The sequence below is a fragment of the Longispora fulva genome, assembly GCF_015751905.1.
In the GTDB taxonomy this organism is placed as follows: Bacteria; Actinomycetota; Actinomycetes; order Mycobacteriales; family Micromonosporaceae; genus Longispora; species Longispora fulva.
Genome location: NZ_JADOUF010000001.1, coordinates 1030875 through 1057209 on the forward strand (window position 1 = coordinate 1030875; position 26335 = coordinate 1057209).

At 72.6% G+C, this 26335-nt stretch carries 22 protein-coding genes; 14 read left to right on the top strand and 8 right to left on the bottom strand.

The annotated features are described in order from the left end of the window. The first annotated feature begins 142 nt into the window (after positions 1 to 142). The gene (locus IW245_RS04555) at positions 143 to 2728 is read left to right on the top strand and encodes a proprotein convertase P-domain-containing protein (protein WP_197001938.1); all 2586 of its coding nucleotides are present in this window, start codon (positions 143 to 145) and stop codon (positions 2726 to 2728) included. A 294-nt stretch (positions 2729 to 3022) separates the two neighbouring features. After that, positions 3023 to 3226 carry a PspC domain-containing protein gene (locus tag IW245_RS04560; protein ID WP_197001939.1) on the top strand — a complete coding sequence of 68 codons (204 nt, stop codon included), beginning with the start codon at positions 3023 to 3025 and terminating at the stop codon, positions 3224 to 3226. A 48-nt stretch (positions 3227 to 3274) separates the two neighbouring features. Here the strand turns inward: IW245_RS04560 and IW245_RS04565 are convergent, their stop codons facing one another. Beyond that, positions 3275 to 4645: an MFS transporter gene (locus IW245_RS04565; RefSeq protein WP_197001940.1), complete on the bottom strand. Its 1371-nt coding sequence runs from the start codon at positions 4643 to 4645 to the stop codon at positions 3275 to 3277. 86 nt (positions 4646 to 4731) lie between these two features. Here IW245_RS04565 and IW245_RS04570 point away from each other — a divergent pair, with 86 nt between their 5' ends. Further along, on the top strand, positions 4732 to 5361 hold the full coding sequence (locus tag IW245_RS04570) for a TetR/AcrR family transcriptional regulator C-terminal domain-containing protein (RefSeq protein ID WP_197001941.1): 630 nt from the start codon (positions 4732 to 4734) through the stop codon (positions 5359 to 5361). A gap of 3 nt (positions 5362 to 5364) precedes the next feature. On the opposite strand, the gene IW245_RS04575 is transcribed toward IW245_RS04570, so the two are convergent. After that, the gene (locus IW245_RS04575; protein WP_197001942.1) at positions 5365 to 6537 is read right to left on the bottom strand and encodes an RNA polymerase sigma factor; all 1173 of its coding nucleotides are present in this window, start codon (positions 6535 to 6537) and stop codon (positions 5365 to 5367) included. Between the two features lie 207 nt (positions 6538 to 6744). Beyond that, positions 6745 to 7476, bottom strand: coding sequence for a G1 family glutamic endopeptidase (locus IW245_RS04580; protein ID WP_197001943.1), 732 nt, complete (start codon positions 7474 to 7476; stop codon positions 6745 to 6747). 196 nt (positions 7477 to 7672) lie between these two features. Between IW245_RS04580 and IW245_RS04585 the strand changes: the two genes are divergently transcribed. Together IW245_RS04585 and IW245_RS04590 are read left to right on the top strand one after the other, a co-directional pair. Beyond that, positions 7673 to 8353 carry a response regulator transcription factor gene (locus tag IW245_RS04585; RefSeq protein ID WP_197001944.1) on the top strand — a complete coding sequence of 227 codons (681 nt, stop codon included), beginning with the start codon at positions 7673 to 7675 and terminating at the stop codon, positions 8351 to 8353. A 16-nt stretch (positions 8354 to 8369) separates the two neighbouring features. Beyond that, complete coding sequence (locus IW245_RS04590) at positions 8370 to 9698, top strand: sensor histidine kinase (protein WP_197001945.1); 1329 nt, start codon at positions 8370 to 8372, stop codon at positions 9696 to 9698. 56 nt (positions 9699 to 9754) lie between these two features. Here the strand turns inward: IW245_RS04590 and IW245_RS04595 are convergent, their stop codons facing one another. The 4 genes from IW245_RS04595 to IW245_RS04610 all read right to left on the bottom strand — a co-directional run bounded on the left by IW245_RS04595 (position 9755) and on the right by IW245_RS04610 (position 13606). Continuing rightward, on the bottom strand, positions 9755 to 10069 hold the full coding sequence (locus tag IW245_RS04595) for a hypothetical protein (protein WP_197001946.1): 315 nt from the start codon (positions 10067 to 10069) through the stop codon (positions 9755 to 9757). A gap of 167 nt (positions 10070 to 10236) precedes the next feature. Beyond that, on the bottom strand, positions 10237 to 12096 hold the full coding sequence (locus tag IW245_RS04600) for a serine/threonine-protein kinase (protein ID WP_197001947.1): 1860 nt from the start codon (positions 12094 to 12096) through the stop codon (positions 10237 to 10239). Positions 12097 to 12258: 162 nt separating this feature from the next. Next, on the bottom strand, positions 12259 to 13155 hold the full coding sequence (locus tag IW245_RS04605; protein ID WP_197001948.1) for a hypothetical protein: 897 nt from the start codon (positions 13153 to 13155) through the stop codon (positions 12259 to 12261). 61 nt (positions 13156 to 13216) lie between these two features. After that, entirely contained in the window at positions 13217 to 13606 is a 390-nt protein-coding gene (locus IW245_RS04610; RefSeq protein WP_197001949.1) for a hypothetical protein, read from the bottom strand. A 101-nt stretch (positions 13607 to 13707) separates the two neighbouring features. Here IW245_RS04610 and IW245_RS04615 point away from each other — a divergent pair, with 101 nt between their 5' ends. The 3 genes from IW245_RS04615 (at position 13708) to IW245_RS04625 (ending at position 15597) form a co-directional block, all read left to right on the top strand. Beyond that, a complete protein-coding gene (locus IW245_RS04615) occupies positions 13708 to 14190 on the top strand; it encodes a hypothetical protein (protein WP_197001950.1) in 483 nt (160 codons plus the stop codon). A 136-nt stretch (positions 14191 to 14326) separates the two neighbouring features. Then, entirely contained in the window at positions 14327 to 14965 is a 639-nt protein-coding gene (locus tag IW245_RS04620) for a maleylpyruvate isomerase N-terminal domain-containing protein (protein WP_197001951.1), read from the top strand. A 143-nt stretch (positions 14966 to 15108) separates the two neighbouring features. Further along, positions 15109 to 15597 (top strand): MarR family winged helix-turn-helix transcriptional regulator, encoded by a 489-nt coding sequence (locus IW245_RS04625; protein WP_197001952.1) that lies wholly within the window; start codon positions 15109 to 15111, stop codon positions 15595 to 15597. A 97-nt stretch (positions 15598 to 15694) separates the two neighbouring features. Here IW245_RS04625 and IW245_RS04630 read toward each other — a convergent pair whose 3' ends face one another. After that, positions 15695 to 17203 (bottom strand): aldehyde dehydrogenase family protein, encoded by a 1509-nt coding sequence (locus tag IW245_RS04630; RefSeq protein WP_231398657.1) that lies wholly within the window; start codon positions 17201 to 17203, stop codon positions 15695 to 15697. 98 nt (positions 17204 to 17301) lie between these two features. On the opposite strand from IW245_RS04630, the gene IW245_RS04635 reads away from it, so the two are divergent. From IW245_RS04635 to IW245_RS04660, 6 genes are all read left to right on the top strand, one after another. Next, positions 17302 to 17847, top strand: coding sequence for an EF-hand domain-containing protein (locus IW245_RS04635; RefSeq protein WP_197001954.1), 546 nt, complete (start codon positions 17302 to 17304; stop codon positions 17845 to 17847). A gap of 202 nt (positions 17848 to 18049) precedes the next feature. Next, the gene (locus tag IW245_RS40285) at positions 18050 to 21022 is read left to right on the top strand and encodes a M4 family metallopeptidase (protein ID WP_233473127.1); all 2973 of its coding nucleotides are present in this window, start codon (positions 18050 to 18052) and stop codon (positions 21020 to 21022) included. Between the two features lie 350 nt (positions 21023 to 21372). After that, positions 21373 to 22542: an ROK family protein gene (locus tag IW245_RS04645; protein WP_197001955.1), complete on the top strand. Its 1170-nt coding sequence runs from the start codon at positions 21373 to 21375 to the stop codon at positions 22540 to 22542. 77 nt (positions 22543 to 22619) lie between these two features. Beyond that, positions 22620 to 24149 (top strand): sugar ABC transporter ATP-binding protein, encoded by a 1530-nt coding sequence (locus tag IW245_RS04650; RefSeq protein WP_231399287.1) that lies wholly within the window; start codon positions 22620 to 22622, stop codon positions 24147 to 24149. Further along, positions 24146 to 25198 carry an ABC transporter permease gene (locus tag IW245_RS04655; RefSeq protein ID WP_197001957.1) on the top strand — a complete coding sequence of 351 codons (1053 nt, stop codon included), beginning with the start codon at positions 24146 to 24148 and terminating at the stop codon, positions 25196 to 25198. The genes IW245_RS04650 and IW245_RS04655 overlap by 4 nt, the downstream gene beginning before the upstream one ends. Positions 25199 to 25302: 104 nt before the next feature. After that, positions 25303 to 26334: a substrate-binding domain-containing protein gene (locus IW245_RS04660; protein ID WP_197001958.1), complete on the top strand. Its 1032-nt coding sequence runs from the start codon at positions 25303 to 25305 to the stop codon at positions 26332 to 26334. The last annotated feature ends 1 nt before the right edge of the window (position 26335 follow it).

Consider the following 26335-nt stretch of genomic DNA (forward strand, 5'->3'; position numbering starts at 1 on the left):
CAACCTTCTCCGACGCTAGTCGACCGGTCGGCGCGCGGGTTAACACATTGAGAACATGAAGACTCTTTACACGGGGAGACATCGACTGTTACAGATGTCTCAGCGGTGTTACACCGCAACCCTCTCGGCAAGGAGACTCGTCATGAGAAGTTCCATCGCCGCACTGGGGGCCGCCGTCCTGGCGGCTGGCCTGTTGGCCAGCCTGCCCGCGACGGCCTCCGCAACCCCTCGCAACCCCGAACAGATCGCCCTCTCGGCGGCCACAGCCGCGCTCACTTCGCACCGGGCCGACATCGCCGGGTCCTCTGGCGACGCCTACCAGGTGTTCCGCACCATCGTGGACCCGTCCGGCTCGTCGCACGTGCGCTACACCCGCACGTACCAGGGCCTGAAGGTGTACGGCGGCGACGTCGTCATCCACAACGCCGCCAACGGCTCCTTCGCCGGCGCCGGCAACGGCCTGGCCGCGCCGCTGGCGCTGAGCACCCACGCCCGGGTGCCCGCCGCGACCGCCGCGAGCACCGCGCGCGGCGCGTTCAGCGGCCAGGTGACCAAGGTCGGCGCGCCGGCCCTGATCGTCGACGCCAGCTCCGGCACGGGCAAGCTCGCCTGGGAGACGGTCGTGGAGGGCTGGGCTCCCGACGGCGCGACCCCGAGCAGGCTGCACGTGATCAGCGACGCGCAGGCCGGCGGCGTGCTCGGCTCGTTCGACGAGATCGAGACGGCGCTCGGCACCGGCAAGACGCTGTACTCCGGCAACGTCAGCATCGACACGACGCCGACGTACACGATGATCGACCCGTCGCATGGCAACAACAACACCTGCGACCTGAACAACGGCACCTCGACGTGCACGAACTTCACGGACGCCGACAACGTCTGGGGCAACAACGCCACGTCCGACCGGGCCTCGGCCGCCGCGGACGCGCACTACGGCGCGGCGCTCACTTTCGACTACTACAAGAACGTGCACGGCCGCAACGGCATCTTCGGCGATGGCCGGGGCGTGCCGAGCCGGGTGCACTACAGCACCAACTACGTCAACGCCTTCTGGGACGGCGCCCAGATGACCTACGGGGACGGCAACAACAAGCCGCTGACCTCCATCGACGTCGCCGGCCACGAGATGAGTCACGGAGTCACGGAGAACGTGGTGCCCGGCGGCCTGACCTACTCGGGCGAGTCCGGTGGTCTGAACGAGGCCAACTCCGACATCTTCGGAACCATGGTGGAGTTCTACGCGAACAACGCGTCCGACCCCGGTGACTACAACATCGGCGAGAAGATCGACATCAACGGCAACGGTACCCCGTTGCGGTACATGTACAACCCGACCCTCGACGGGTCCTCGCACGGCTGCTGGTCGTCGAGCACCGGCGGCGTGGACGTGCACTACTCGTCCGGCGTGGCCAACCACTTCTACTTCAACCTGGCGGAGGGCACCGGCGCGACCGCGTACGGCACCTCCCCGGTGTGCGGCTCGGCCCCTGCTGTCGTGGGCATCGGCCGCTCGAAGGCGGAGAAGATCTGGTTCCGGGCGCTGGACATCTACTTCACGTCCAGCACCTCGTACGTGAACACCACCACCCCGTCGAACACCGCGCGGGCCTACTCGCTGAGCGCGGCGTCGGACCTGTACGGCAACTGCTCGGTCGAGTACAAGGCCGTCCAGGCGGCGTGGACCGCGGTGAACGTGGCCGGCAGCGACGCGCCGTGCTTCACCCAGGACTTCTCGATGACCGCGACGCCGAACGCCGGCTCGGTCAACCCGGGTAGCTCCGCGACCACCACGATCGCGACCACCACCACGAACGGCGCGGCCCAGACCGTGAACTTCAGCGCCTCCGGTGCCCCGGCCGGCGTGTCGGTCAGCTTCGCCCCGTCCAGCGTCACCTCGGGCGCCTCGTCCACGGCGACGATCACGACGACCGGCGCCGTCGTGCCGGGTTCCTACGCGATCACGATCACCGGCACCGGCACCGTCGCGGTGCACGCCGTCACCTACACCCTGACGGTCAACGGCCCGCCCGGTTGCTCGGGCACCAACTCCACCGACGTGGCGATCCCGGACAACACGACGGTGTCGAGCACCATCGTGATCTCCGGCTGCGCCGGCAACGCCTCGGCGACCAGCACGGTCGAGGTCCACATCATCCACACCTACATCGGTGACCTGGTCGTCAGCCTGATCGCGCCCGACGGTTCCGCCTACGTCCTGCAGAACCGGACCGGCGGCAGCACCCACGACATCAACCAGACGTACTCGGTGAACCTGTCCAGCGAGGTCGCCAACGGCGCCTGGAAGCTCCAGGTCCAGGACGCCGCCACCGCGGACGTCGGCACCATCGACACCTGGACGCTGAACCTCGGCGGCGGCGGCCCGGCCGGCTGCACCGGCACCAACGGCACCGACGTCGCGATCCCGGACAACACCACGGTCTCCAGCTCCATCGTGATCGCGGGCTGCACGGGCAACGCGTCGGCGACCAGCACGGTCGAGGTGCACATCATCCACACCTACATCGGTGACCTGGTCGTCTCCCTGATCGCGCCCGACGGCTCCGCCTACGTCCTGCACAACCGGGCCGGCGGCAGCACGGACAACATCAACCAGACCTACACGGTCAACCTGTCGACCGAGGCCCGCAACGGCACCTGGAAACTCCAGGTCCAGGACGCGGCCGCGCTCGACACCGGCAACATCGACAGCTGGACCCTCACGCTGTAGCGACCGACCGGCTCCAGGGGCGGTCCGGACCACGGGGTCCGGACCGCCTCGCCCTGTGTCCGGCCCCCCGAAACGCCAGATCACAAACCTTTTCCGGTTACGGTGGTCCCTGCTCCGGTCTCCGTCGGCGACGTCGCACCCGTCGGACGAGCCGGTGCGCGTCCGGGTGGCGAATCGGTGCCCCCTCCACGCCCACGACCCGCCACATCCCTGAGGCGGCACAGGGACGGGTCCGGGTCCGACTCAGGGTGGTCACCGATGCGGCCCGGCCGGGTCGCGGGAGATCGTTGAGCCATGACGACGACACTGAACAGGCCGACACTGACCAGGCCCCGCGGCCGACGCGTGATCGCCGGGGTGTGCGGGGGGATCGCCGAGCGTTTCGGGATGCGACCCACCACGGTACGACTGCTGTTCCTGCTGTCCTGCCTGCTGCCCGGCCCCCAGGTGCTGATCTACCTCGCCCTGTGGATCATGATGCCCGACCGGGGGTACTAGCCGGCTCCCGTGCCGGCCGCGGCCCCGCCCGGCGCGGCCGGCACCCCGCTACCCCTCCCGCCGCAGGAGCACCGAGACCACCGCAGCCACGGCGCTGATCCCCGCCCCGGCCAGCAGCGCGGCCTGGAACCCGTGCAGCTGCGCGACCAGCGCCGAACCTCCGCCGTCGCCCCGCGCCACGGTGTCGGCCACCGCCGCCAGCGCCGCGACCCCGACCGCCCCGCCCACCTGGCGCGCCATGTTCAGCAGCCCGGCGGCCAGCCCGGCGTCGGCGGCCGGGATCCCGCTGGTGGCGGCACTGGTCGCCGACATGATCATGAAGCCGAGTCCGATGCCGATCAGCAGGCTCGGCCCGAGGACGTCCACGGTGAACTCCGCCCCGGCCGGGATCCGGCTCAGCCACGCCAGGCCCACCGCGCCGGTCAGCCCGCCGTACAGCGGCAGCCGGCGCACCCCGGCCGCGATCAGCCGGCGGGAACCGATGGCGGCGACCGCGATCGCGACGCCCATCGGGGCCATCGCCAGCCCGGTGCGCAGCGCGTCGTAGCCGACGACCTGCTGCAGGACGAGGGAGACGAAGTACAGCGAGGTGGTCAGGGCCGCGCCGAGGCATGCCACCACGACGTTGCCGATCGCGACATTGGGCAGCCGGAACACGCCCAGCCGCACCAGCGGGTGCGAGCCGCAGGCCTCGATGGCGAGGAACACGGCGATCAGTCCGACGCCCAGGGCGAGCGGCCAGCCGGGGTGCGCGATGCCGTACAGCAGGGCGCTGACGCCGAGGGTGACCGTGACTGCGCCGGGCACGTCGAGCCGCGCGCGGCCGGCCCGGGCGGTCGGCAGCAGGCAGACGCTGACGGCCACGATCAGTGCGATCCCCACGGGTGCGTTGACGAACATCACCCAGCGCCAGCCGGCCTGCTGGGTGAGTGCCCCGCCGATCAGGACGCCGAGCGCCGCCGCCGAGGAACTGGCCGCCGCCCACAGCGACAGGGCACGCTGCCGGGCCGGGGTGTTGCCGTGCGTGGCGGCCATGATGACCGAGAGGGTGGACGTGGCCAGGGCCGCGGCGCCGACGCCCTGCACGGCGCGGGCCGCGAGCAGCGCGGGCGCGCCGGTGGCGAGTCCGCCGGCGAGGCTGGACAGGGTGAACAGCACGAGTCCGGTCTGGAGGGTGAGCCGGCGGCCGTACAGGTCACCGGCGCGGGCCGCGAGCAGGATGAACCCGCCGAGGGTCAGCAGGTACGCGTCGACGACCCACTGCTGCTGCCCGGCGGACAGCCGCAGGTCGGCGCGCATCGCCGGCAGCGCGACGTTCACGATCGAACTGTCCATCACGACCATGAACGAGGAGACGCACGCGATCGCGACGACGACCCAGCGGGGCAGGTGCTGGCGGATCAGTGGTGGTGGGTTCATGGGAAAGCCTCTCTTGAACACTGTTCAGGTTGAACGGCGTTCAAGTTAGGCTAGGATGGGCCGGACGTCAAGCGAAGGGAGCGCCGGTGCAGCTCAACCGGTCCGACGTGCTGAACGGGGCGATCGCGCTCCTCGACCGCGACGGCCTCGACGGCCTGACGATGCGCAAACTGGCCGGCGAGCTCAAGGTCCAGCCCGGCGCGCTCTACTGGCACGTCCGGCACAAGCAGGCCCTGCTCGACGCGATCGCGGAGCGGCTGCTCGACGGCGTGGCCGACATCGACGAGTCCGCTCCCGGGGTCGACCGGCTCGCCGAGCTGGCCGGCCGCTTGCGTCGGGCGCTGTTGTCGCACCGCAACGGGGCCCGGGTGGTGGCCGGCACCTACGTCCGCCAGCCCAACACGCTGCGGTTCGGCGACGTCGCCGTCCGGGCCGCCGTCGCCGCCGGCATCCCGGTGGAGCACGCGGGCCTCGTGCACTTCGCGCTGCAGGACTACGTCCTCGGGCACACCATCGAGGAACAGTCCCGCGACGAGCTGACGGCGGCGGGGGAGTGGACCGAACGCCAGTCCCCGATCGACCCGGCCGAGTTCCCGGACATCAGCGCCGCCGTCGAGGCGGTTGGAAGGACCGACCCCGAGGACCTGTTCCGCTACGGCCTCGACCTGTTCCTCGACGGCGTCCGGGCCCGGGCGGCCGCCCGCCACGGCGGCTAGGCCTCAGGGGCCGGCGCTCCGGCACGCGTCCAGGCTCTGCCCGGCGGTCGTGAGCGCCGTGCCGTCGGGCAGCGTGGCCTCCACGGACCAGCGGGTCGGCAGGTAGCCCCACCCGGACACCGACCACCGCCCGTCGGCCCCGACCGCCATCGTGTCCGCGTACACGCCGGTCTCGTCGATGAACAGGAGCCTGACCCGGGTCGGGGTCGCGCCGGTCACCGAGGCCACCACCGTGAACCGTTGCCAGTCGCCCATGCACCGCGCCGCGCCCACGGCCGCGTCCAGCGCCGGCGGGACCGGACCCGACGGCGTCGGCGTCGGGCTCGGCCGCCGCGGACCGGGCGTCGTGGGGCGCGCGCTCGGCTTGGGCGAGGCGAGGCGGTTGACCTCGCGGTCCTCCCGGGGCAGCGGCCGGGGCGCGTCGACCGTCGGCCGGCTCTGCGGGACCGGGGCCGCCGGGCGCGACGTCGCCGCCGTACCGGCCAGGGCGAGGGCGAGAACGGCCCCGGCCGCCAGGGCCCAGCCGACCCGCCGGACGCCGCGCCGGTCGCGCTGGCGGGGGAAGCCGTCCCGGTCGAGCCGCCCGACCTGCCCCGCCACCTCGGTGAGCAGCCCCGGGGTCGTGGAGCCGAGGGTGCCCTGCAGCCGGGGCCACAGGTCGGGGCCGACGGTGGCCGGGGCGAGTCGGGCGTACCGGTCGAGGAGGTCCCGCGGGCCCGACCGGGACACCCGGGCCAGCGCCCGGGCGAGCCGGGCGGCGACCAGCCGGGGGGGCGCGCCGGTGACCGCGGCGATGTCGGCGACGGTCAGCGCGTGCCGGACGGACAGTTCGACCCGTTCGCGGTCGGTTCCGCTCAGTCGGCGGGCGGCGGCGGAGAAGTCCGCCAGGGTGCGCAGCTCGTCCCCGGTCGCGGGCAGCTCGAGGGTGTCGCCCGCCGGGCCGCCCGGTGCCGGGGACCGGCGGAGCGCCACCCACCGGACCAGCGCGAACAGCCACGCCGTGCTGCGGCCCGGGTCGGCCAGCCGGGGGTGCAGCTCGGCGGCGAGGACCAGCGCGTCGTGCACGACGTCCCCGGCGGCCGTCGCGTCCAGGCCGAGGGCCAGGCAGTACCCGACGAGGCTCGCGGCGTGGTCCCGCGCGACCCGCTCCGGCCATCCGGGGTCGGACCCGGTCATGCCCCGACGGTGGGGAACGGTACCCGGATGAGCGTGTTCCGCACGACGGCTCCTTGAGGGAAGGGGTTCGACGGGCCGGGGCCCTGGGGGGACCTCCCCAGGGCCCCGGAGTTCCGGAAGGCCGAGTTCCGTCGAAGGGTACGCATGGGACGCAACCCGGTCAATGCATGTTTATCTATTAATAACCTTGCCTGCGCGCCGCTCCGGTCAGGAGTGCTGCCAGGTGATCGGGAAGCCCCCACCGCTCAGCGACCCGGTCGTCGCGAGGACGGTCGTGCCCCGGGTGACCGACGAGCGGTGCGTGCTGTAGTCGCCGATCGGGTGACCGTCCACCGTGACGTCGCTGAACCGCAGCGCATCGAACCGCGCCAGCTTCGGCACGTTGCCGCCGCCGATCGGCTCCATGATGGCCTCGGCGTTCACGGACCCGGCGTTCGCCAGGTACTTGCGGAACGTCTTCGTCCACCCCTGGGTCGAGTCGGCGAGGGTCAGCGTGTACCAGTGCCCGCCGTCGTCGTGCACCGAACCGGTCATCGAGTCGCCGGCCCGCACCGTGTTGGTGAAGTAGATCGAGTCCTGCGGATACATCTCCACCCACGGCTTGTACTGCGCCCGCCCGCTGGTGCAGTCGAAGTCGATCCCGATCTGCTCGACCGTGCTGCTGTCCCAGCCGTCGAGGCCGACCCACGGCGAGGCGATGCCCCGATTGGCGGAGCAGTCCAGCGCCGGGATGTTCCAGGTGGCCGAGATCGAGGTGAAGGTCTGGCCGTAGGCGGTGTAGCCGCCCCAGATCTCGTCGGAGTGCAGGTGGTGGGTCTGGTGGGTGTGGTGCCGGGCGGGCGCCTGGCTCGCGGCGGCCGGGTGCGCGGCGGCGGTGGCCGCGGCGAGGCCGACCGCGAGCGCCGCGAACAGCGCCATGCGGCGGGTGGATGTGGTCATGAGGGGTCCTTCCCGGAGATGAGGGGTGCCGGGCCGGCGCGGGCGCCGGGCGTTACCGCAGTCTCGGGGGTCGCCGAGGTCCGGCATAGATGACAAGTGGTGATGCCCGGCGACACCGTCGGAGCAGATCGGGCAATCGGGGCATCGGGTCGGGGTGGACCTGGGCATCCCGGCGGCCGGGCGATAGGTTGACGCGATGGCCGTCGTACAGCTGGTGGAGGACGACCCGGTGATCCGCGGGGCGCTCGTCCGCGCCCTCACCGACGTCGGACACGAGGTCCGGCCCTTCGGCACGGCCATGGCCGGCCTGCGCGCGGTGACCGCCGACCCGCCGGACCTCGTCATCCTCGACCTGGGCCTGCCGGACCTCGACGGCGCGGACGCGCTGCGGATGCTGCGCGGCGTGTCCGACGTCCCGGTCATCGTGGCCACCGCCCGCACCGGTGAGCCCGACATGATCCGGCTCCTGGAGGCCGGGGCCGACGACTACATCACCAAGCCGTTCACCAGCAAGGCCCTGTCCGCCCGGATCAACGCCGTGCTGCGCCGGGCCCGCACCGCGCGGTTCCCCGACCGGATCGACGTGGGCCCGCTGAGCATCGACCCGTCCCGCCGCACCGCCACCCTCGACGGGACAGAACTGGAACTGACCCGCCGCGAGTACGACCTGCTCACCTATCTCGCGGCCCGGGTCGGCCGGGTGGTGACCCGCCAGGAGATCGTCACGGAGGTGTGGCGCCAGCCGTACTCCGGGACCGAACAGACCCTCGACGTGCACATCTCCTGGCTGCGCCGCAAACTCGGCGAGACGGCGGCCAAGCCCCGCCTGCTGCGCACCGTGCGCGGGGTCGGCCTGATGCTCGTGGACCCGTCGTGACGCCGGTGGACCGCCGGTGAGGCTCACCCTGGCCCGGCTGGCCCTCGCCACGACCTCGCTCGTCGCGCTCGCCTTCTGCCTGCCCCTGGCCGTACTGGCCCAGCAGATCGCCTACGACCGCGCCGTCAACGACGCCAAGCACGACGCGACGGCGCTCGTCGCCACCCTCGCCGCCACCGGCGACCGGGCCGCCATCGACCGCGCCGTCGCGTCCACCGGCGCGGGCGGCGCGGGCCGGATCACCGTGCACTTCCCCGGCGAGGAGCCGCTCGGCACCCCGCACGCGACCCCGGCGGAGGTGACCGCCGCGACGACCCGCCGCGAGTCGCGCACCGTGGAGGTGCACGGCGGCCTGGCGTACCTGCAGGCGGTGGCCCTGGACCCCGAGCGGACCGTCGTCGTCGAGGTGTACGTGCCCGACGCCGACCTGACCCGCGGCGTGCACCAGGACTGGCTCGTCCTGGTCGGTGTCGCCGCGGCCCTAGTCGCCGGGTCCGTGTTCGTCGCCGACCGGCTGGGTGCCCGCCTCGTCCGCGACGTCCGCGAACTCGCGCGGGCCGCCCGGGGCCTCGGCGACGGGGACCTCACCGCCCGGGCCAACCCGTCCGGGCCTCCTGAGCTGCGCGCGGTCGGCCGGACGTTCAACGTCGTCGCGGACCGGGTCACCGCGCTCGTGGAGTCCGAGCGGCGGCTGGCGGCGGACCTGTCCCACAGGCTGCGCACCCCGCTGACGGCGCTGCGGTTGGACGCCGAGGTGTTGCCGATGGATCCGGGCGGGGACCGGATCCGGCAGGCGGTGGACATCCTGGACGCGGAGATCGACGCGATCATCCGGGGCGTGACCGTGACGGACGGCCCGGTGGACCTGGTGGACGTCCTGGCCGACCGGCTGGCGTTCTGGTCGGTGCTGGCCGAGGACCACGGTCGGGCGTGGAGCGTGTTGGGCGGTGAGTCCCCGGTGCTGGTTGCGGCGCCCCGGGCGGAGCTGGTCGCGGCCGTGGACGCCCTGCTGGGCAACGTGTTCGCGCACACCCCGCAGGGCACCCCTTTCCGGGTACTCGTCGGGCCCGCCGGCCTCGTGGTGGAGGACGCCGGCCCGGGCATCGAGCGCCCCGAGGTGGCGTTGCGCCGGGGCAGCAGCGGGGCCGGTTCGACCGGTCTGGGACTGGACATCGTGCGCCGGGTCGCGGCGACGATGGGTGGCGCGGTGACGGTGGACCGGGGGGAGTGGGGCGGGGCCCGGGTCACGATGACGGTGGCGGACGTGCCGGCCTTCGCGTCGGGGCCGAGGGCGTGGCGCCGGTCAGAGGTGACGTCCCGCAGGAAGGACCGCCGCGTCACCTGAACGGGTCGGCGGCACCGGGTCCCGATGGTCAGACCGGGACCCGGCGCCCGTCCGGTCTAGCGGGGCGAGCTGTTCGTGCAGGTCACGTAGCGGGTCGCGCTGCCGCTCGCGGCGGGATCGGTGGACACCACGGTGATCTTGTACGTGGCGTGGATGTCGCACCGGAACTGGAAGTCGCTGACGCCGTTGTACCAGTTGCTGCCGTTGACGTACCACGAGTTGGTGGCAGCGTCACCGCCGCCCGAGCATTCCAGCTGGGAGAGCCAGGACTCGCAGTACAGCGACGGGCTGGCGCTGGCCGGGCTCGCGACGGCGAGCGCCGAGCCGACGGCGGCGAGGACGAGGCCGGCCTTCAGGATTCTCGACAACATGGTTCCTCCACAGTGGCGTGCTGGGAAAGTAGAGTTCGACGAATACCGTTCCCGCGCCCACGGCTGTCTATAGTGGATCTGGAAACCGGTACGCGCAGTCTAGGGTCCCGGAGCCTCCGATGGAACAATATTGAACGTTGAAAATTTTCTCCGCTGCGGACCCCGGGTCAGGCCATCCGCTGGCTGTCGATCAGCCACTGGCCGCCGGCCTTCACCAGCCCGTACACGTGGCGTTCCTGGGAGGTCTGGCCCGTGGCGGACGTGTACGTGATCAGCGCGGACACCGAACTGTCGCCGACGGCGGTCACCTCGGTGGCGGTCACGGTGCGCATCTGGCTCCAGAAGCCCTGATACTCGCCGAACGAGGGCGCCCGGTCCTGCTTGAACCGGTCCGACAACCGGGCGTAGCCGGCCTGGGAGTTGCCGGGCATCAGGGCGTAGTAGTCGGCGATCGCGCGGGCCGGGGTGACCGGCACCGACTCCGGTGACGCCGACGGGGTGGGGACCGTGGTCGGGGACGTCGTCGCCGACCGGCTGGGCGTGTCGGCCGAGCTGAAGAACGTCGGCTGGGAGTTGGGCGAACCGGGGGTGTCGTCGCGGTTGGCCAGGAAGGCGACCAGGCCCACGGCGGCGACCAGCGCGAGGCCGGCGGCGACGAGGATCCGGGTGCGACGGGGCGGCCGGGGCGTGCGCGGCACGGCGTTGCGGGCACCGACGTCCGCTGCCTTCGTCCTGGTGCCCGGCGGCGCGGCGACTAGTCGGCCGGCGGACGCGGACCCGGGAGGCGGCACCAGACGCTCCGCGTCGTCAGTGGGCGTCGACGTCATCGCGGGGGTCGAGCCTGACGGGCTGACGTCAGCGGGCGCGAGTGCGATCGACGGGTGGGGCGAGTCCAGGTCCGTCGGCGTCGGCACCGGGGCGTCCTCGGGACCGGAGGACTCCACCAGGTCACCGCTCGCGGGCGCGGTTACGGGGTCAAGGTCGCGGTTCGAGGCCGGGGCCGAGGTCGGGGCTAGGGTCGGGACGGAAAGAGGCGCCGCGGCTGGTGGCTGGGCGGCGAAATCGGGCGCCGACTCTGGGCCGGCCTGCACGGCTGGAGCTGGAGCGGTAGCGGCGGGCGGGGGCGGGGGCACCGGGGTCGCGAGCCTGGCCGTGGGCGCGAGCGGAGCCACCGGCACCGGTCGAGCCTTGGTGGTCAGCGGACGGTGGGTCGCCATCAGCACCGCGAGCCGGTCCCCGGTCCGGACCATCGTCGGCCGGGCGGCCGGATTCCGGTGCAGCATGTCAAGCAGCAGCGGGGTGAGGATCCCCGCCTGGGTCGGCGGCCGCATGACCCCACCGGCGACCCGGTGCAGGAGGGCGATCAGGTTGCCGTCGGTACCGAACGGCGGGATGCCCTCCACCGCGCTGTAGAGCGTCGCGCCGAGGGAGAACACGTCCGACGGGTGGTCGGCGTCGGCGCCCCGGGCGACCTCGGGCGCCAGGTACGCCGGGGTGCCGGAGATGATGCTCGCCGCGGTGATGGTCGCGTCGCCGACGGCCCGGGAGATGCCGAAGTCCGTGATCTTCACCGTGCCCTGCTCGGTGACCAGGACGTTGCCCGGCTTGATGTCGCGGTGCACGATCCCGGCGTCGTGCGCGGCCGCGAGCGCCGAGGCCAGTTGGCGGCCGATCGAGGCGACCTCGACAGGCGGCAGTGGACCGCGCTCGGCCAGGACGGCGGTGAGGTTCTGCGAGGGCACGTACTCCATGACTAGCCAGGGTTGGCCGGAGTCCTCCACCACGTCGAAGATGGTGACGGCGTTGGGGTGGTGCAGCCGGGCCGCGATCCGCGCCTCCCGGATCGCCCGGCGCTTGGCCTCCGACGTCGCGGCGTCGTCCAGGCCGCCGCGCAGCAGGAGCTCCTTGACGGCCACCACCCGGCCCAGCCGCAGGTCCTCGGCGCGCCACACCACGCCCATCCCGCCGGCGGCGATGTGCTCGCCCAGGCTGTAGCGCCCACCGACGATCCGGGCTCCCTCGACCACGACACGCTCCCAGAACTCGGTTGTCCCGGCTGGTCGGCGTCCTGACGGGTGGGTCGGGGCACGCGGCGGTCCCGGCGGGCCGGGCCGGCGGGCGCGGGGCCGAGCCTACCCGGACGCCCGTTGAACCCGTTCAGGTCGGTGGCGGGGGACCTCAGTGGAGGCCTACAGCGCCCGCAGCTCCATGTCCGTCCAGTAGGCGTGGACGGAATGCTGCTGCACGTTGCGCGTCACCTGCTCGACGGTCGGCTCGCCGGCCCGGTCGCGGATCCACTCCACTTCCCAGATGTCGCCGTCCGCGCGCCACAGCGCCCGGACCTCGACCCGGTAGTAGTCCTCGAGGTCGGCGCAGAACGCGTGGATCACCGCGGCCCGCTCGGCCGGGATCCGGGTCCACTCGGCCAGGGGCGAGACCGTGCCCGGCGGGGTGGTGCGGACCTGGGCCCAGTCGACGCCGTACACGTCGAGGAGCGCGTCCACGTCGGCCGTCCGGAACATCGGCACCGTGACGGTGGCGGCGCGGTGCCGGCCGGCGGCGGTCCGCCGGAGTTCGTGCGGGCTGAGCCAGCCGGCGGCCAGGCAGTAGTCGAGGTCCAGTCGGCGCACCCCGAGGTGGGTCGCGGCCTGGTCGAGCGTCAGCAGCCGGTCGGCGGCGAGTTGGGCGACGAGCAGCGGGTCCGCGGCGAGGGCCTCGATGTCCGACAGCGCGTACCGGCCGCCCGGGCCGGCGGTGATGCCCCGCTCGGCCGTGATCCGCTGGAAATCCTCCTTGTTCCAGCCGAGGGTCTCCAGCGCCCCGCTCGCCGACTTGCTGGCGGCCCGCCAGGACTGCCGCCTCTCGACGACGGCGGCGATCTCCTCCTTCGACACCCCGTCGAGGTCGTTGAGCCGGAAGATCGGGTTCCCCTTGAACTCCCCGGTCGGGACCAGGACGCCGGCCGCGGCGAGGTCGTCGATGTCGCTGGGCTTGACCCGCAGGCCGGTGCGCTCGGAGAGGCGTTCGGCGGAGCGGTGACTGCCGAGAGGGGCGGTCGAGGTGCGGGGCTGTTCCGGTTCGGGCATCACCTAAGGTATCGCGGCCCGCACGGACGGCCCGCGCCGACGCCCGGTCCCGGATCGTGGGTCACAGGATCCCGACCGCGCGCCGCACGTCGGTGACCGCCGCGCTCTCCCGGTCCGACACGCCGCCGACCGCTGCGGCCGCCGCGCCGCACGCGTGCGCGATGACCTCGCGGAACGCGTCGAGGTCCTCGGCCGAGCGGGCGGCGAGGATCTGGGCCGACTGTTCCAGCGACGCCAGGACCGCGGCCCGGTCGGTGCTGGTCGCGATGGGGATCCGGTCGACCATGAGCAGGCTGCGCAGGGAGGTCGGCACCACGGCCAGCACCCTGCTGGCCGCGAGGTGTTCGGAGTGGACGTCGAAGTGCCCGGGCTCGGCCGCCGACACGAGGCTGACCGCCCCGAACGCCGCGGCCCGGATGGTGTCCCGCTCCTGGTCCGTGTAGTACGCCATGCCCGAAAGTGTACCTATCTAGCTTTTATGGTCAAAACCATCACAAACACATTATGGGACTCATAGGGTACGGGGACAGGTCGACGATCTACGGAGGCAACATGCAGCAGCACCCGGCCCGTGCCCGCGCGACCGTGCTCCTCGGCGCGTCGCTGGCCTGCGCCGCCACGGCCCTCGTCGGCGCCCCGGCCGCCGCGTCCGCCGAACCGACCCCGACCCGCACCATCGTCGCGACGGTCACGCAGGGCACCCGGCCGACCGGCGCCCCGCACGCCGGGGACCACTGGGTCAACGGCTACGACCTCACGACGGACCAGGCCGCGGTCGGCACCGGATACTCGACCTGCGACGTGATCACCGTCCAGCCGAGGGTCGCCATCTCCTGCTCCTACACGCTGCGGTTCGCCGCCGGCGATCCCAACGCCGGTGACCTGCTGGTCGCCGAGACCCACACCACGGCGGCCAACGACTGGACGACCATGGGCGCCATGATCGGCGGCACCGGCAACGTGACCGGGCTGATCGGCCAGATCGAGGTGCACCGCGCCGGCGCCGCGATCAGCTTCGTCGGCATCCCGCACTGATCCGCGGGCCCCGCCCTGCCCAGGTCCGGAGCCGGAGCGGATCGCCCTGAGCCGGCTCGCGCCGGGCCGCTCCTCCCGGTCCACGGTCCGTGGATTGGCACTGGGAGGTGTGCCCGGTTCTTGGCAGTATCGATGCATGACCCAGATCAGACAGGCGTACCTCCAGGCCGCCGACATCGTCGCCCATCTGCTGACCGAGCCGGCCGTCGCGGCGGCCTGGGACAAGCCGAGCGCCCTGGCCGAGTTCACGGTCGGCTCGCTGTCCGGCCACCTGGCGGCGCAGATCTTCTTCGTCCCGGTCCTGCTGGCCGCGCCGCAGCCGACCGAGGAGGTCGTCGACCTGCGGGAGTTCTACGCCAGGGCCCCGTGGATCGACGCCCCGCCGGAGGACCCGTTCAACGCCGCGATCCTGCGCGGCGGTGCGGCCGACGCCGCCGCCGGCCCGGTGGCCCTCGCCGCGCGGGCCGCAGACGCGGTGCGGGTGCTGCGGACCACCCTCCCGGGCGAGCAGGACCGCCCCGTGCGCCGGGACGCGTGGGTGGGCTACGCGCTGTCCCTGGACGACTTCCTCCTCACCCGGCTGATGGAGCTCGTCGTGCACTCCGACGACCTGACCGCGAGCGTCGGGCTGCCGTTGCCGGAGTTCCCGCCGGCGGTCGCCGAGCCGGTGCTGCGCCTGCTCACCGGGATGGCGGTGCTCCGGCACGGGCTGTCGCCGGTGATCCGGGCGCTCAGCCGCGCCGAGCGCGCGCCGGAGACCATCACGGCGTTCTAGCCAGGACCCGGCGTCCCGGCCTCCCAGCCGGGGCCTGGCGTCACGGCCTTCCGGCCGGGGCCCGGCCGGAAGGCCGTGATGCTGAAAGCTTCGCGGCGAGTAGCTTGGTGCGGAGTTACTTGGCGTCAACCTAGACTGGGCGGATGACCGAGGACGCTGTGGACCGGATCGTGGCCCAGTGGCGGGCTGAGCGGCCGGACCTGGAGACGGGGGCGATGGCCGTCTTCGGCCGGATCTACCGGATCGCCCGCCTGATGGGCGACCGGATGGAGGCCGTCTACCAGGGGTACGGGATCGGCCGGGGCGACTTCGACGTGCTGAGCACGCTGCGCCGGTCCGGTGAGCCGTACACGCTGTCGCCGAAGGAGTTGACGGCGACGCTGATGCTAACGTCCGGCGGGATGACGGGCCGGCTCGACCGGCTGGAGCGGGCCGGGCTGGTCGGCAGGGCCCCGGATCCCGACGACCGGCGCGGGCTGCGGATCAGCCTGACCGCCGCGGGGCTCGGGGTGATCGAGGCGGCGGTCGGCGCGGGTCTCGACGCGCAGCGCGAGGTCCTCGCCGTGCTCGACACGAAGGACCAGGAGTACCTCGCGGACGTGCTCCGGACCCTGATGGAGCCGCTCGGCTGAGCCCGCGCCGGGATCCGGCGGGACGCGGGCCGCGCCGGGACCCGCCCGGAAGGCGCGCCCCGGCCGGGACCGCCCGGCACGTGTCACGTGCCGCGCGTCAGGCGTCGTTCACCGTCGCGTGGTCGAAGATCGCCGAGCGCGGCACGACCCCGGTGCCGATGGACACGCCCTGCGCGTGGGTGGTGCGCAGCAGCGCGTTGTTGGCCTCGCCGTGCGCGCCCCCGCTGCGGCCCGGCCCGCCCTGCACCGGCAGCCCGGGGACGAATCCGATGTGCGAGTCGTTCACCTTGAGCAGCCCGCCGCGCACCTCCGCGCAGAACCGCTCGACGACGTCGGGATCCTCGGCCCACAGTGAGTTGCGCAGTCCGTAGCCGCTGGTGTCGAGGAAGGCGAGCATCCGGTCGAGCAGGTCGTCGCCCGGCTCCGGCACCACGACGGTGAGCAGCGGGAAGAAGGTCTCGTCGCGGACGGCGGCCAGCCGGGCGGCGGTCGCCAGGCCGTCGACCCGCAGCACGGCCGGCTCGGCGAACGGGCCCTGCGCGGCCGGGGCGCCGTGCACGTCGAGGAGCCGGCCACCGGTGACCAGTACCGCCCCGGCGTCGGTCGCCTCCGCGATCACCCGGGTGAACTCCGCGCGCCGGATCACCGGCGTCAGCACGGTGTCCGGATCCTCGGGCAGCCCGGGTCGCAGGTCCCGGGCCCGGTCGGCGACGGCGGCGATCAGCGGCTCGGCGACATCGGGGTGCGCGAGCGCGTACCGGGGGAGCATGCAGATCTGGCCGGAGCCGGTGAAGCACTCGGCGAGGGCCGTCGCGGCGAGTGCGAGGTCGGCGTCCTTCCAGACCAGTACGCCGTCGTTGCCGGACAGTTCCAGGATCGGTTTCTTTCCGGCGGCCACGCACTGCTGCTCGAACCGCAGTCCGTGGTCGGACGGCCCGAACAGGCAGATGTCGTCCACGTCCGGACTGTCGAGCCAGGACCGCAGCGTCGGGCGTGCGTGCCCGCACAGGACGGCGAGGGTGCCGGGCGGGCCGCCGAACTCGGTGAGCAAGGGAGCCACGATCTCCTGGTAGGCGTACGCGACGCCCAGGGGGGAGGTGGGCGGGGCGTTGACCACCAGCGCGTTGCCGGCGGCGAGGGCGACGACGCCGTACATCGCGTTGCTGGCGGCGGCGTTGCGGGGCGGGCTGAGGCAGACCACCCCGTCGGGCCGGCGGCGGAGCCGGATCCGCCGGTCGCCGTACTCACCGGACCAGTCCAGCTGGGCGGAGATCCGCGCGATCATCGTCGGGTGGGTGGCGGCGAGCACACCGGACAGTTCCCACCGGGCGAGCTGGACCGGGTGGCCCTCGGCGACCAGTACCCCGATGAACTCGTCCTCGTTCTTGCGCAGATCGTGGTGGAACGCCGCGAGGAATGCCAGTCGGTCGGCGAGCGGCACCCGGGCCCAGGCCGGTTGGGCCGCGCGGGCCAGGCGCAGGGCCTCTGCGCCCTGTCCGGCCGTCGACAGGGCCACCCGGCCGGCGATCCTGGTCTCGCCGGGTGCCGCGTCGGCGCCCTCCTCCAGCCGGGCCTTGAGGGCGAGGGTGTCGAAGGTGTCCGTCATGAGCGCACTCATCCGCGGCGAGTAGATCCACCGTTCGCCGGCGTGTTGCGACCCACCAAGGAATGCTCCATATGTCCTCATTGGTGTAGTTTATCCACATGACTCAACTCATCGACCGCAAGCTCGACCGGGCGTTCCGGCAGATCGACTTCGACGGCAACGGCGTGATCGAGCGCGACGACCTCGTCGGCATGGGCTCCCGGCTGCTGTCCGCCTTCGGCGAGCCGGCGACCTCCCCGAAGGGCACCGCCGTGATGGCGGGTGTGGTGACGTTCTGGACGGAGCTGTCGGCCGCCGTCGACATCGACGGCGACGACCGGATCACCCCGGAGGAGTACCAGCGGGGGATGGTCTCCACCTTCGTGGACAATCCGACGGCCGTCGACCGGGCGTTCCGGCCGATGGTCGAGGCGATGGCCGGACTGCTGGACACCGACGCCGACGGCACCATCAGCATCTCGGAGTACGTGGCGGCGCTCGACGTGCTCGGCACTGCCGGCCCGGAGGCCAGGGAAGCGTTCTCGCGCCTCGACGTCGACGGTGACGGTGCGCTGACGGTGGATGAACTCGTCGCGGGCTCCGTGCAGTTCTACACCGGCACCGACCCGGACGCGCCCGGCAACCTGATGTTCGGCCAGGTCTGACCCTCGTCGGGGGCGGCCCGCGCCGCCCCCGACGGGTCGTGGGCGCCGAGCTGTGGCCTCGCTACTGGGACGGCCCTCCCCATCCTCGGCCGACGCGAGGGCAAGGGTCGGACAAGGGTGTCGACCCCGGGCATAACTATTAAGAAACCTTTGAGTTCTGTGCTACAAGAGACTTCGATATCTGTCGATAGAGGAGTCTTCCGTGAAACGTTCCCTCGCGTTAGCGCTCGCCCTGGGGGTGGTCCCGGTCGCGGCCTGGGCCACAGCCAGCTCGGCCGCCCCGACCCCCGCACCGGCCGCCCAGCCCAGTTCCCAGGTCCGGGCGGTGCAGGCCGCCGACCGGGCCGTCGCCAGCGGCCTGGACTCCCTCGCCAGCGGCGGCAAAGAGCACTACGACCGCCGGATCGTCACGCCCTGGGTCGACGACCTGTACTCCGTGGCCTACGAGCGCACCTACCGCGGCCTCCCGGTCGTCGGCGGCGACGCTGTCGTGCTCGCCGACGGCCAGGGCCGGGTCCGGGTCACCACCGCCGCGTCGCACACCCCGATCGGGGTGTCCACGATCCCGGCCGTGTCGGCGGGTGCCGCGGAGTCCACGTCCCGGGCGAAGCTCGCCGCGGTGGACAAGGTCGACTCGCACCGTCTGATCGTGCACACCGTCGGCGACACCGCGCCCCGGCTCGCGTGGGAGACCGTCCTGTCCGGACGGACCGCCACCGCGCCCAGCCACCTGCACGTCTATGTCGACGCCGCGGACGGCACGGTGCTCGGCCAGCGCGACGACGTGGTCGCCGGCACCGCCGTCAGTCAGTGGAACGGCCCGGCCCCGCTGACCATCGACACGACGCACTCCGGGTCGAGCTACACCACCGTCGACCCCGTCCGGCCGGGCGTGCAGTGCCAGGACTACGCCACCAAGCAGCCGTTCTCCAAGAGCACGGACTCCTTCGGCACCGGGCAGGCCTCCTCCAAGGAGACCGGCTGCGCCGACGTGCTGTGGTCCACCCAGCACGAGTGGGACATGCTGAAGAACTGGCTGGGCCGCAGCGGCATCGACGGCAACGGCCGGGGCGTGCCGGTGCAGGTCGGCCTCTCGGACGTCAACGCGTTCTGGACCGGCGACCACATCGAGATCGGCCACAACAACGCCAACCAGTGGATCGCGTCGATGGACGTCGTGGGCCACGAGCACGGCCACGCGATCGACCAGTACACGCCCGGCGGGGCGGGCCAGGAAGCCGGGCTCGGCGAGGCCACCGGGGACATCTTCGGGGCGCTGACCGAGGCGTACACCAATGAGCCCTCGAACTTCGACGGCCCGGACTACACCGTCGGCGAGACGATCAACCTGGTCGGCACCGGGCCGATCCGCAACATGTACAACCCCTCGCTGGTCAGCAACGACCCGAACTGCTACTCCTCGTCCATCCCGAACACCGAGGTGCACAAGGCGGCCGGCCCGCTGAACCACTGGTTCTACCTGCTGGCCGAAGGGTCCAACCCGGGCGGCGGCAAGCCGAGCAGCCCGATCTGCTCCGGCGGCCCCGCCTCGGTCACCGGCGCCGGCATCCAGACCGCCGGCAAGGTGTTCTACGGCGCCATGCTGCTCAAGACCTCGGGCATGACCTACAAGAAGTACCGGGTCGCCACGCTCCAGGCCGCCAAGGCGCTCGACGCCACCTGCGTGCTCTTCAACAAGACCAAGGCCGCCTGGGACGCGATCACCGTGCCGACCCAGTCCGGTGAGGCCACCTGCACCGCCCAGCCGAGCAACGACTTCTCGATGGCGCTCAGCCCGGCCAGCGGCAGCGTCGCCCCCGGCGGCACACTGACCAGCACCCTGAGCACCGTGACCACGGCCGGCAGCCCGCACACCGTGAACCTGACGGTGTCCGGCGCGCCGGCGAACACCACCGTGACGGTCAACCCGACGTCGGTCACGTCCGGCGGTTCGGCCACCCTGAGCGTCGTGACCACGGCCCGGACCACGCCGGGCACGTACCCGATCACGGTCACCGGGGTGGGCAGCGTGACGCACACCGTGCAGTACCAGCTGACCGTGCTCACCGCGCCCAACGACGACTTCCTGGTGTCGGTCAGCCCGAACTCGGGCACCGTGCAGGCCGGCGGCACCCTCACCTCGACCGTGCGCACCACCACCACGACCGGTAGCCCGCAGACCGTGACCCTGTCGGCCAAGGGCCTGCCGGACGGCGTGTCGGTGGCCTTCGACCCGCCGACCGTCACCTCCGGCGGCACGTCGACGATGACGGTCAGCACCGCCGCGAACGCCGCGGCCGGGTCCAGCACGTTCGCCGTGGTCGGGGTGGCCAACTCCGGCACCCGCACCGACGGGTACACGCTGACCGTCACCACCGGCCCGACGACCGACGACTTCCTGGTGTCGGTCAACCCGAACTCCGGCACCACCCAGGCCGGCGGGAAGCTCACCACCACGGTCACCACGACCACCACCTCCGGTAGCCCGCAGACCGTGACCCTGTCGGCCAAGGGCCTGCCGGACGGGGTGGTCGCCGTGTTCGACCCGCCGACCGTCACATCCGGCGGGACGTCGACGCTGACCCTGATCACCACCACCGACACCCCGCCGGGCTCGGCGACGTTCGCCGTCGCCGGGGTGGCCAACTCGGGGACCCGCACCGACGGGTACACGATCACGGTCACCGGCACCACCCCGACAAACGACTTCTCCGTCGCGCTCAACCCGAACAGCGGTTCGGTGCAGGCCGGCCAGTCGACGACGTCCACGGTGGTCACGGCGACCACCTCGGGCAACCCGCAGATGCTGACCCTGAGCGTGGCCGGGGCGCCGACCGGCGTGTCGGCGACGGTCGCCCCGTCGTCGGTGACGTCGGGCGGCTCGGCGACGCTGACCGTCACGACGACCTCGGCCGCCCTGGCCGGGACCTACACCCTGACCGTGACGGGTACCGGCCCGAGTGGCGCGCACTCGGCCGACTACACCCTGACCGTGACCCGCCCCGACCCGGGCGGCTGCTCCGGCGTGCAGGAATGGAGCGCCGGTTCGTCCTATGTGCCCGGTGACCGGGTGGCGCACAACGGCCACCTGTGGAACTCCGTCTGGTGGTCGACGGGCGCCGAGCCCGGCGCGCCGCAGTCCTGGGCGGTGTGGAACGACGGGGGTCCCTGCTGACCGTCGCGTCCCCTGAAGGGAAGGTGCCCGTGCGCTCCCGCGCGGGCACCTTCCGCTGTGGTCATCCGGTGCGCGGTCGACCGGCCAACGAGCACCGTCTGCGTGATGCGTGCTCGATCCCTGAGCGTTTCCCGGCCGTCCCGGCGGCCCGTGGCCCCGGAGTCGGGCCCGTCGCGTCCGTTCTGCCGTGAATCGACGCGGAAACCAGCCCGCAACAAACCCTTCATATGCTACCAAGCCGGGCAGCTTTCGTCGGACTGAGCGAAACTTCTGCTCAAACGAGCAGATCGATGGACACCGTTGCCGGAAGTCACTACTGTCGCTCCGCACAGGACCTGACAGGAGTCGAGATGAGTCCACTGCGTTACCGGTTGCTCCAGCGGCTCCGCGACGACGGGCCAGTATCCCGCGCGGAGCTGGCCGCCCGCCTCGACGTGCCCCGGTCCCGGCTGGCCGCCGAGCTGGACACGCTCACCGACGACGGACTGGTCCGCGAGGCCGGGCTGGCCGCCTCCCGCGGCGGACGCCGGTCCCCGCTGATCGAGCTCGACCCGGGGCTGCGGCTCGCCGCCGTGGACCTCGGGGCCACGTCCCTCGACGTGGAGATCACCAACGGGAGCCTGGAGACCGTCGCCGCCTACAGCGAACAGGTCGACATCGGCGAGGGCCCCAGGGTCCTGCTCCGCCGGGTCAACGACCTCCTCGCCAAGGCGAGAGCCGACGGGGCGTACGACCGCCTGCTGTCCATCGGCATCGGCATCCCCGGCCCGGTGAGCTTCCGTGACGGGGTGCCCATCTCGCCGCCGATCATGCCCGGCTGGGACCACTTCCCGCTCCGCGAACTCCTCGGCCGCGACCACAGCTGCCCGGTGGCCGTCGACAACGACGTCAACATCATGGCCATCGGCGAACGGCACGGCGGCGTCGCCCGGTCGGTCGACACCGTCCTGTTCGTCAAGATAGGCACCGGGATCGGCTGCGGCATCCACATCGACGGCGCCATGTTCCGGGGCCCCGACGGCTGCGCCGGCGACATCGGCCACATCCAGGTCGACCCCGACGGCTGGCCCTGCTCGTGCGGCAACACCGGCTGCCTGGAGGCCCACTTCGGCGGCGCGGCCCTGACCCGCGACGCCCTCGCCGCCGCCCGCGACCACTCCTCGCCGGCCCTGGCAGCCCGCCTCGCCGAACACGGCACGGTCACCCCCCTCGACGTGGCCGAGGGCGCCGCGGCCGGCGACCTGGCCTGCATCGCGCTGATCCGCGACGGCGGCAACCGGCTCGGCGTCGTCCTCGCCGGCCTGGTCAGCTTCATCAACCCGTCGATGATCGTGATCGGCGGCGGGCTCGCCGGGCTGGGCCACGTCCTGCTCGCCGAGATCCGCAGCGTCGTGTACCGGCGCTCCCTGCCGATGGCCACCGGCAACCTCCCGGTGGTGCTGTCCGAGCTGGGCCCGCGCGCCGGGGTGATCGGCGCGGCCGTCCTGGCCAGCGACCTCGCCTACGGACAACCGCTGTGAGCGCGGCGCAGCACGGACCCGGTGACCGGAGTGCGCTCCCGCTCCCGCCCGACGGGCCGGGCGACCCGGACGGGCTCCTGCTCCGGCTCGACGGGATCGTCAAGACGTTCCCTGGCGTGCGGGCCCTCGACGGCGTGTCCCTGGACGTCCGGCCCGGGGAGGTGCACTGCCTGCTTGGGCAGAATGGCGCCGGCAAGTCCACCCTGATCAAGGTCCTGTCCGGAGCGCACCGCCCCGACGCCGGCCGGATCGAGTGGCACGGCCGACCGGTGACCCTGCCCGACCCGAAGGCCGCCACCCGGCTCGGCATCGCCACCATCTACCAGGAGCTCGACCTCGTCGCGGACCTGTCCGTCGCCGAGAACGTGTTCCTCGGCCACGAGCCGGCCCGGTTCGGACTGGTCGGCAGGGGAGCGATGGCGCGGCGTACCCGGGAGATCCTCGACCGGCTCGGCCACGGCGACATCCCGGCCCGCCGCCCGGTGCGCCGGCTCCCGGCGGCCGGCCAGCAGATCGTCAGCATGGCCCGCGCGCTGTCGCACGACGCCCGGCTGCTCGTGATGGACGAACCCAGCGCCGTCCTCGCCCACGACGAGGTGGCCAACCTGTTCCGGGTCATCCGCGACCTCACCGGCCAGGGCATCGCCGTCGTCTACATCTCCCACCGCCTCGACGAGATCCGCGAGATCGGCGACCGGGTGACCGTCCTCAAGGACGGCCGGACCACGGCGGCGAACCTGCCGGCCCGGACCGTGCCGGTCGGCGACCTCGTCAACCGGATGACGGGCCGCACCATCGAGTACGTGTTCCCGCCGCGCCCGGCCGGCCCGCCGGACGCCGGGGCCGAACTGCTCGAGGTGCGCGGACTCGGTCGCGCCGGCGAGTTCGCCGACGTGTCGCTGACCGTGCGGGCCGGTGAGATCGTCGGCATCACCGGCCTCGTCGGCTCCGGACGCTCGGAGGTACTGGAGACCATCTTCGGGGCACGTCGGGCCGACGCCGGGCAGATCACGATGGCCGGCCGCGCGCTGCGCCCCGGCAGCGTGCCGGCGGCCGTGCGCGCCGGCCTCGGCCTCGCCCCGGAGGAACGCAAGAGCCAGGCGCTGCTGCTGTCCGAGCCCGTCGACCGGAACATGACCCTCGCGACGTTCGCCCGGTTCGCCAGCTACGGGGTCACCCGGTCAGGGCGGGAACGGGCCGCGGCCGAAGCCGTCGCCGGCCGCCTCGGCCTGCGTCCGCCGGGCGTGCGCCGCATGGTGCGCACCCTGTCCGGCGGCAACCAGCAGAAGGTCGTCGTCGGCCGGTGGCTGCTCGGCGGCACCCGGGTGCTGCTCCTCGACGAGCCGACCCGGGGGGTGGACGTGGGCGCGCGGGCCGAGCTGTACCGGGCGATCCGCCGGCTCGCCGACGACGGCGTCGGCATTCTGCTGGTGTCCAGCGAGGTGCCGGAGGTGCTGGGGCTCGCCGACCGGGTGCTGCTGATGCGGGAGGGCCGGGTCGTACACGAGGGCCCGGCCGATCAGCTCGACGAGTCGGCTGTCCTCAGCCTCGTGATGTCCGGCTCCCTGCACACCGTCCACCCCACCACCGAAAGGAGGCCGGCATGAACTCCCCGGCTCTCGGCGCGACCCCCCTCGACCAGACCGCCGTGCGCAGGGTGACCGGTCTCACGGACTGGTGGCGCGACGACCGGGGCGAGCCGGTGCGCCGCAACCTCGGACTCGTCGTCGTCCTGATCGCCCTGCTGGGCATCGGGGCCTGGACCCGGCCGGACATCTTCCTCGACGGCGACCGGCTCGGCCCCAACCTGTTCAGCATCCTCAAGCAGGCGTCCGCCATCGGCGTCGTCACCGTCGGCATGACCTTCGTGATCATCGGCGGCGGGATCGACCTGTCCGTCGGCGGCCTGATCGCGCTCGCCGGCGTGTGGTCGACCACCCTGGCCACCCAGGGCTTCGGCGCCGGCGGGATCGTGTTCACCGCGCTCGTCGTCGGCCTCGGCGCCGGCCTCGTCAACGGGGTACTCGTCGCCTACGGCCGGCTCGTCCCCTTCATCGCCACCCTCGCGACGTTCGTCGCCGCCCGGGGACTGGCCGCCCGGATCTCCGGGAAGCAGACCCAGACCGTGGACGTGGCGGCGATCAACGACCTGGCCACCGCCCGGTACCTCGGAATCCCGCTGTTGATCTGGATCCTCGCGGCCGTGGTGCTCCTCGGCTGGGGCCTGCTCAACCGCACCACCTTCGGCCGGCGCACCGTCGCGCTCGGCGGCAACGCGGAGGCGGCCCGGCTCGCCGGCATCCGGATCCGCCCGCACACCGTGCTCCTGTACGGCGTGTCCGGCCTGTGCTGCGGCATCGCCGCCCTGATGCTCACCGCCCAGGCCACCTCCGCCCAGGCTGCCATGGCCGACATGTACGAACTCGACGCCATCGCCGCGGCCATCATCGGCGGCACCCTGCTCACCGGTGGCCGGGGCACCATCGTCGGCTCGCTGCTCGGCGTGCTGGTGTTCTCGACCATCACCAACCTGTTCGCCGTCAACAACCTGCCCACCGAGGTGCAGAACATGGTCAAGGGCGGCATCATCGTGGCCGCCGTCCTGGTCCAGCAGTTCCCCTTCGGCCGCCTCCGCCGCCGAAAGCCCACCAGCTAGGCCCGTCCGCCCCCGGAATCCCACCAGCTACGCCCCCTCCGCCCCGCCCCGGGCGACCGTCGCCGCGACGGTCGCCGGGACCCCCGTACCCCGAAGAGGTTGTCATGTCCCCCTCACGCCGCACGTTCCTCGTCTCCGCCACCGCGCTCGGCGCCGGCACCGCCCTCGCCGCGTGCACGTCCAACACCCCGGCCGGCAACACCAGCGTCAAGGCCAACGCCGCCGACAACGCCGCCGCCGGCAAGCCGGTCACGATCGGCTTCTCCGCCCCGGCCGCCGACCACGGCTGGATCGCCGCGATCACCGCCAACGCCGAGGCGCAGGCGAAGCTGTACCCGGAGGTCACCCTGAGGAAGGTCGAGGCGGGCAAGGACGCCGCGGCCCAGGCTGCGGCCCTCGACACGTTGATCGCCGCGAAGCCCGACGTGATCGTGATGCTGCCGCACGACGGCAAGGAGCTCAACTCCGTCGGCAGGAAGGCGATGGCCGCCGGCATCCCGGTGGTGAACCTCGACCGGGCGTTCCCGGAGGACCTGGCCTACCGGTTGCAGATCAAGGGCGACAACTACGGCATGGGGGTCGCGGCCGGGCAGTACGTCGGGGCCCAGCTCAAGGCAACCGGGAAGACCGCCCCGGTGATCGGCGAGATCGCCGGCATGGACGAGTTGGAGCTGACCCAGCAGCGCAGCAAGGGGTTCGCCGACGCGCTGGCCACGTTCGGGTTCAAGGTGGCCAACCGGCGGGCGGCCCGGTTCACGGCCGACTCCGGCCAGAAGGAGGCCGACAACCTGTTGCAGGCCCTGCCGAAGCTCGACGCGGTGTGGAACCACGACGACGACCAGGGCATCGGGGTACTCGCCGCGATCGCCCAGTCCGGGCGCAAGGACTTCCTCCTGGTCGGCGGGGCGGGTTCCCGCAAGGCCATGGAGACCATCAAGGCCGACAACTCGGTCCTGAAGGCCACGGTCACCTACAGCCCGTCGATGGCGTCCTCGGCGATCTCCCTGGCCCGGCTCCTCGCCCAGGGCCGGGGCATGGGCGACCTCGTCGAACTCCAGGTCCCCAAGGAGATCATCCTCGCGGCCGAGACGGTCACGAAGGCGAACGTGGACCGCTACCTGACCCTCGGTTTCTGAC

Coding starts and splice junctions, on each gene's coding strand:
- IW245_RS04555 (WP_197001938.1), top strand. CDS start 143: ATGAGAAGTTCCATCGCCGCACTGGGGGCCGCCGTCCTGGCGGCTGGC.
- IW245_RS04560 (WP_197001939.1), top strand. CDS start 3,023: ATGACGACGACACTGAACAGGCCGACACTGACCAGGCCCCGCGGCCGA.
- IW245_RS04565 (WP_197001940.1), bottom strand. CDS start 4,645: ATGAACCCACCACCACTGATCCGCCAGCACCTGCCCCGCTGGGTCGTC.
- IW245_RS04575 (WP_197001942.1), bottom strand. CDS start 6,537: ATGACCGGGTCCGACCCCGGATGGCCGGAGCGGGTCGCGCGGGACCAC.
- IW245_RS04580 (WP_197001943.1), bottom strand. CDS start 7,476: ATGACCACATCCACCCGCCGCATGGCGCTGTTCGCGGCGCTCGCGGTC.
- IW245_RS04585 (WP_197001944.1), top strand. CDS start 7,673: ATGGCCGTCGTACAGCTGGTGGAGGACGACCCGGTGATCCGCGGGGCG.
- IW245_RS04595 (WP_197001946.1), bottom strand. CDS start 10,069: ATGTTGTCGAGAATCCTGAAGGCCGGCCTCGTCCTCGCCGCCGTCGGC.
- IW245_RS04605 (WP_197001948.1), bottom strand. CDS start 13,155: ATGCCCGAACCGGAACAGCCCCGCACCTCGACCGCCCCTCTCGGCAGT.
- IW245_RS04610 (WP_197001949.1), bottom strand. CDS start 13,606: ATGGCGTACTACACGGACCAGGAGCGGGACACCATCCGGGCCGCGGCG.
- IW245_RS04615 (WP_197001950.1), top strand. CDS start 13,708: ATGCAGCAGCACCCGGCCCGTGCCCGCGCGACCGTGCTCCTCGGCGCG.
- IW245_RS04620 (WP_197001951.1), top strand. CDS start 14,327: ATGACCCAGATCAGACAGGCGTACCTCCAGGCCGCCGACATCGTCGCC.
- IW245_RS04625 (WP_197001952.1), top strand. CDS start 15,109: ATGACCGAGGACGCTGTGGACCGGATCGTGGCCCAGTGGCGGGCTGAG.
- IW245_RS04630 (WP_231398657.1), bottom strand. CDS start 17,203: ATGACGGACACCTTCGACACCCTCGCCCTCAAGGCCCGGCTGGAGGAG.
- IW245_RS04635 (WP_197001954.1), top strand. CDS start 17,302: ATGACTCAACTCATCGACCGCAAGCTCGACCGGGCGTTCCGGCAGATC.
- IW245_RS04645 (WP_197001955.1), top strand. CDS start 21,373: ATGAGTCCACTGCGTTACCGGTTGCTCCAGCGGCTCCGCGACGACGGG.
- IW245_RS04655 (WP_197001957.1), top strand. CDS start 24,146: ATGAACTCCCCGGCTCTCGGCGCGACCCCCCTCGACCAGACCGCCGTG.
- IW245_RS04660 (WP_197001958.1), top strand. CDS start 25,303: ATGTCCCCCTCACGCCGCACGTTCCTCGTCTCCGCCACCGCGCTCGGC.